6 protein-coding genes and 1 pseudogene are annotated in these 5846 nt (G+C 70.7%); 1 reads left to right on the top strand and 6 read right to left on the bottom strand.

The window, feature by feature from the left end:
* Window positions 1-604: pseudogene (locus tag ON30_RS03660) on the top strand (pyridine nucleotide-disulfide oxidoreductase); the annotation flags it as partial.
* A 41-nt stretch (window positions 605-645) separates the two neighbouring features.
* Here ON30_RS03660 and ON30_RS03655 read toward each other — a convergent pair.
* From ON30_RS03655 to ON30_RS03630, 6 genes are all read right to left on the bottom strand, one after another.
* Window positions 646-1497: an aldo/keto reductase gene (locus ON30_RS03655; RefSeq protein WP_040704193.1), complete on the bottom strand. Its 852-nt coding sequence runs from the start codon at window positions 1495-1497 to the stop codon at window positions 646-648.
* Window positions 1498-1627: 130 nt separating this feature from the next.
* Window positions 1628-3148, bottom strand: a complete 1521-nt coding sequence (locus tag ON30_RS03650; protein ID WP_040704191.1) for a carboxyl transferase domain-containing protein — start codon at window positions 3146-3148, stop codon at window positions 1628-1630.
* Between the two features lie 102 nt (window positions 3149-3250).
* Window positions 3251-3853, bottom strand: coding sequence for a GTP-binding protein (locus tag ON30_RS03645; RefSeq protein ID WP_174387363.1), 603 nt, complete (start codon window positions 3851-3853; stop codon window positions 3251-3253).
* Window positions 3834-4208, bottom strand: coding sequence for a DUF742 domain-containing protein (locus ON30_RS03640; RefSeq protein WP_040704190.1), 375 nt, complete (start codon window positions 4206-4208; stop codon window positions 3834-3836). Before ON30_RS03640 ends, ON30_RS03645 begins: the two co-directional genes overlap by 20 nt.
* Before the next feature lie 7 nt (window positions 4209-4215).
* Complete coding sequence (locus ON30_RS03635) at window positions 4216-4629, bottom strand: roadblock/LC7 domain-containing protein (RefSeq protein WP_011207200.1); 414 nt, start codon at window positions 4627-4629, stop codon at window positions 4216-4218.
* The gene (locus ON30_RS03630; RefSeq protein ID WP_051028898.1) at window positions 4626-5483 is read right to left on the bottom strand and encodes a hypothetical protein; all 858 of its coding nucleotides are present in this window, start codon (window positions 5481-5483) and stop codon (window positions 4626-4628) included. Before ON30_RS03630 ends, ON30_RS03635 begins: the two co-directional genes overlap by 4 nt.
* Window positions 5484-5846: the final 363 nt, after the last annotated feature.

Raw genomic sequence — 5846 nt, 5'->3', positions numbered from 1 at the left:
CCGCGACTACCACGGCCCTGCCGAATTCGCGGGCGCGCACGTCGTGGTGGTCGGCGGCGGGATCTCCGCGGTGCAACTGCTGGACGAGATCTCACAGGTCACCACGACCACGTGGGTGACCCGCCGCGAACCGGTGTTCCGCGACAGCGATTTCACGCCGGAGGCGGGCCGCGCGGCGGTGGCGATGGTGGAGGACCGGGTGCGCGCGGGCCTGCCGCCCGGTTCGGTGGTGTCGGTCACCGGCCTCCCACTGGACGACCGACTGCGCGCCGCGCGCGAGCGGGGTGCGCTGCGCAGGCTGCCGATGTTCGACCACATCGAACCGGACGGGGTGCGCTGGGCCGACGGCGCGTTCCAGCCCGCGCAGGTCATCCTGTGGGCCACCGGCTTCCGCAGCTCTCTCGACCACCTCGCGCCGCTGCGGTTGCGCGGACCCGGCGGCGGCATCGAGATGTCGGGACGGCTGGCGACCCGCGTGGCGGTGGACCCGCGGATCCATCTGGTCGGCTATGGACCGTCGGCCAGCACGATCGGCGCGAACCGCGCGGGGCGCGCGGCGGCGGTGGAACTCACCGACTACCTGGCGACGACCGCGACCACCTGAGGCCCCGCCTCAACGGCGCGGCCTCGGTGGCGACTCGGGAGTCAGGCTCCGACGTCGAAGATGTCCGGGTCGGCGCCGATGCGACCGTCGGCGTCCAGGGCGTCGATCGCGGCGATCTGCGCGTCGGTCAGCTCGAAGCCGAACACGTCGAAATTGGCGACGATGCGCTCCGGGGTGACCGACTTGGGGATCACCACATTGCCCAGTTGCAGGTGCCAGCGGATGATCACCTGCGCGGGCGTGCGGCCGAGTTCGCGAGCGATCGCGGTAATGGTCGGATCATCGAGAAGGGTGCCCTGCCCGAGCGGCGACCACGCCTCGGTGGCGATGGCGTGCTCGGCGTGGAAACGGCGCAGCGCGGTCTGGGCCAGCCGGGGGTGTAGTTCGACCTGGTTGACCACCGGGACCTCGCCCGTCTCCCCGATGACGCGCTCGAGGTGGGCGACGGTGAAGTTGGAGACGCCGATCGAGCGGACCCGCCCGTCCTGCTTGAGCGCCTGGAACGCGCGGAAGGTGTCGACGAATTTGTCGGCCTTGGGCAGCGGCCAGTGGATCAGATACAGGTCCAGGTAGTCCAGGCCGAGCCGTTGCAGGCTGGCGTCGAAGGCGCGCAGGGTGCTGTCGTAGCCCTGCTCGGAATTCCACAGCTTGGTGGTGACGTACACCTCCTCGCGCGGCAGTCCGGATTCGCGGATGGCACGGCCGGTGCCCTCCTCGTTGCCGTAGATCGCGGCGGTGTCGATGCTTCGGTATCCCGCCTCCAGAGCCGTCTTCACCACGGGATATGCCTCGTCGGAGGGCACCTGGAAGACGCCGAAGCCGAGCTGCGGGATCACGGTCCCGTCGAGGAGCACGATCGGAGGCACGGCGGAGGTCTCGCTGCGGAAGGTCACCCGATCGACCGTAGAAGTGCGCGCGCGAACCGTCAACGAAGAGCCCTGGCGTGTTGGTCGCCGCGACGCAGGTCGAGGGCGGAACGACCGGCGCGCGTGATCGGATTCGCGACATCGATCACGCGCGGGATCACGGCCCGTCGACGAGTCCGAGCCGCCGGTAGCGCACCGACCGGCGCGCGCGCAGCTTCTCCGGGTCGGTGTCGGCCAGTTCGGCCAGCTCGACCGCGATCGCGGTGACCATCCGGTGCGCGAATTCGTGCGGTTCGTCCGCGGCGTCGGGATATTCGGCGACCAGGCGGTCCACGATGCCGTCGCGGTGTAGCGCGTCGGCGCGGATTCCCTGCGCGGCGGCCATTTCGGCGGCGTGCGCGGTGTCGCGGTGGACGATCGCGCTCGCCCCTTCCGGCGGCAGCGGGGCCAGCCAGGCGTTGGTCGCGGCCAGGACGCGGTCGGCGGGCAGCAGCGCCAGCGCGCCGCCGCCGGTGCCCTGCCCGAGCAGCACCGACACCGTCGGGGTGTCCAGGGTGACCAGATCCGCCAGGCAGCGCGCGATCTCGGGCGCGAGGCCGCGCTCCTCCGCCTCGCGCGACAGCGAGGCGCCGAGGGTGTCGATGACCAGCACCAACGGCAGTCGCAACTCCCTGGCCAGTGCCATGCTGCGACGTGCCTCGCGCAGGGCCGCGGGGCCCATGGTGTTCTCGGCGCTCTGCCGCGAACGGTCGTGCCCGAACACCACGCAACCCCGGCCGCGGAAACGGGCCAGCGCGTGCACGACCGTGCGGTCGGCCTCGCCCTGTCCGGTGCCGCTGAGCGGAACCCGGTGCGTCACATGGCGTAACAGCTCGCGGATACCCGGCCGATCCGGGCGACGCGAGATCAGGACCGAACGCCAGACTTCCTCCGGCGAGGCTCGCGAGAATCCGACGGCGGGCGCGGGCGGGCGCGAGAGTTCCCGGGCGACAACCGGGTCCGGGCGGACCGCGCCGCTGAACACGCTCAGCGCGCGATAGGCGATCCGGCGGAACACCGACACCGGCACCACGCCGTCGATCACGCCGTTGCGGTACAGGTTCTCGGCGGTCTGCACGCCTTCGGGGAAATCCGCGCCGTAGAGGGCCTTGTAGACGCGCGGGCCAAGGAACCCGATCAACGCGCCGGGTTCGGCGAAGGTGATGTGCCCCAACGATCCCCAGGAGGCGAAGACACCGCCCATGGTCGGATCGCGCAGATACACCAGATAGGGATGACCCGCCGCCTTGTGCTCGGCGACCGCGCCCGCGATCTTGACCATCTGCACGAAGGCCACGGTGCCCTCCTGCATGCGCGTGCCGCCCGAGGTCGGCGAGACCACCAGGGGCAGCGCGAGTTCGGTCGCGCGCTCGACCGCCGACACGATGCGCTCGGCCGCGGCCACGCCGATCGACCCCGCGAGGAAGCCGAATTCGCAGGCGATCACCGCCACGCGCCGACCGCGCAACAAACCCTCGCCGGTCAGTACCGCCTCGTCGGTGCCCGCCGCGAGTTCGGCCTCGCGCAACTCCTCGCGATAGCGCGCGGAGGCGACGGGCGTCGACGGCGGCCGATCCCAACTGACGAAGGACCGGGCGTCCAGCAGTTGCCCGAGCAGCTCACGCGCCGAAATCCGCATCGCGCGAGCATATCGGGCGCACCCGGACGTGGCGGCGCCACAACCGGGTCACCCGGTCCCGACCCCGGCGCGCAGGGCTGCCACCGCGCCGGGACCGAACCGTCAGTAGCCCTGCATCACCTTGCGCAGCGCGTATTCGGTGAGCGAGACCAGCGCCTGCTTGGCGGGCTCGCGACGCCGCGCGTCGATGGACAGGATCGGCACATCGGCGGGCACGGCGAGCGCCTGCCGGATGTCCTCGATCGGGTAGCGCGGCGAATCGTCGAACTCGTTGAGCGCCACCAGGAAAGGCAGGTTGCGTGCCTCGAAGTAGTCGACGGCCGCGAAACTGTCCTCCAGCCTGCGGGTGTCGACCAGCACCACGGCGCCGATGGCGCCGCGGATCAGGTCGTCCCACATGAACCAGAAGCGGTACTGGCCCGGTGTGCCGAACAGGTACAGCACCAGGTCGTCGGCCAGGCTGATCCTGCCGAAGTCCATGGCCACCGTGGTGGTGGACTTCATCGGAATGCCGGTCAGGTTGTCGATACCGGTGCTGGCGTTGGTCACCAAGGCTTCGGTGCGCAGCGGAACGATCTCCGAGACAGCACCGACCAACGTGGTCTTACCGACACCGAAACCGCCCGCGACCACGATCTTGGCCGAAGTGGGTTTGCTGGTGCGGGTATCGACCTGCGCCGTCGAATCAAATACGCCGGAGTCCACTGAGAACCCTTTCGATCAGCTCGCGACGTTCATCGTCGCTGGAATCGTCTTTCAATGTCGCCGAAACCCGAACATGCCCGGCTTCGATCAGGTCGGCCACGAGCACCCGCGCCACTCCGATCGGAATACTCAGGCGCGCCGCTACTTCGGCGACGGACGGCGATTCTCTGCACAACTCCACGATTGACGTCTCGATGTTGGTCAGTTCGAACTGCCGCTCCAGAGGTACCGGATGCGACGCGACGAGGGCCTCGAGCGCCAACTCGACCGCGGGCCTGGTGCGACCCGCGGTCAAAGAGTACGGACGGACGAGGCTCGGCTCGGCGCTCCCCATGCGGTGATCTTCTATGTCCATCCCACCATCAGGAACCCATCGTGACGCGCGGGGTGGCCTGTACCGTCTGGCCCACGCGTTCGACCAACAGCGCCATCTCGTATCCGACCTGTCCGATATCGCAGGACGTGTTGGTCAGTACGGCGAGGTAGGAGCCGTCACCGACAGCCATCAGCAGCAGGTAGCCGTGTTCCATCTCCACGACCGACTGCAGGACGGTGCCGCCCTCGAATAGGTTCGAGACGCCGACCGACAGGCTCGCCAGACCCGCGGTCACGGCCGAGAGCTGCTCGGCGCGGTCGACGGGCAGCTGCGCGCTCGCGGCCATGAGTAGTCCGTCAGCCGAGACCAGGACGGCATGAGCTACGCCAGGAACCTCGTTGGCGAAGTTCGAAACCAGCCAATCCAGCTGACGATTCGTACCACCTAGATCGGGGTTCATCGGTCTCCTTTATCTCCGGTTAGGTTCGGTGCTTTCACTGCGCGGCCATCCCGGACGCCCTGCTGGTGACGACTCAAGCTTGACCTGATGGATTCCGGATCACGGCGCGGGGCCCGGTCCACGGCGCCCGTGACGGCGCCGGGGACAAGCCTTACGCCCGGATTGCGTTGCGGCAAGCCGGCGGCCGTCTTCGATTCGGATTGGACCTCGCTGGCGCGGCGGGCGGCCTGCCAGCCTTCGTCGCCCGGGGCGTCGAAGCCTGCGGCCACCTGGGAGCGGTCCGGGTTCGGATCCGCCAGCCACGCCGACATCATCTCGGCGAAGATCGGGCTGTCCATCGAGGACCCGGTCTCGGTCGCGGGCTGCAACCGGGTCTGGAAGAACGAGGCCGTCTTGGCCGGGTTGGACTTGTAGCTGTGCCTGCCCGGGTCGCGGCCCAGCGGGTCGTTCGGGTCGATCGACTCCTCGGGCGCGGTGGGCCGCTGTTCCCGCTGCGGCAGGGCGACTCCGGGCGGGGCGACCTCGCGGGGGAGGTTCGTCGCGCCCGGTTGACGCTGCGGCAGACCGCCGCCGAGCGGTTCGCGCGCGGGCAGGCCGGTGGGCGCGCCCTCGCGCGACTGTTCGGCCGCGGGCTGACGCTGCGGGAGCCCGGTCGGACGCTGTGGCAGACCGCCGGGGCCGCGCGGCGGCAGACCCGTCACGCCCGGCTCGCGGGGCGCTTCGCGCTGGGGCAGGCCGTTCGCGCCCGGGGAGCGCTGCGGCAGGCCGGTGACGCCCGGTTCGCGGGTCGGGAGGGCGCCGGAGGCCGGACCTTCCGCGGCCAACGGCGTGGCGTCGGGCTCGCGCGGCGGCACGTTCGGCTGCCGCTGGGGCAGGCCGCCGGGCCGTTCGCGCTGCGGCAGGCCACCGAAGCCGCTGTCCTGCTGCTGTCCGGGCCGCCGGATTCCCGGCCGGGCAGCCCGTTGGCGCCGGGCTGCCGCTGGGGTAGGCCACCACCGAGCGGTTCGCGACCGGGCAGACCGGTGGGCGCGTTCTCGCCCGACTGCTCGGCGGCGGGCCTGCGCTGGGGCAGGCCACCGGCGGGATTGCCGCCCGCGGGGATGCCGCTGGCACCGGGTTCACGGGTGGGCAGTCCACCGTCACGCTGGGGCAGACCGCCGTCGCGCTGAGGTAAGCCACCGTCACGCTGGGGTGCGCCGCCCTGGGACAGACCGCTC

Origin of the sequence: Nocardia takedensis NBRC 100417, assembly GCF_000308695.1 — a bacterium.
Classification (GTDB): Bacteria; Actinomycetota; Actinomycetes; order Mycobacteriales; family Mycobacteriaceae; genus Nocardia; species Nocardia takedensis.
The sequence above is the reverse complement of the archived record's forward strand: the minus strand, read 5'-3'. Positions and strand labels throughout refer to the sequence as shown.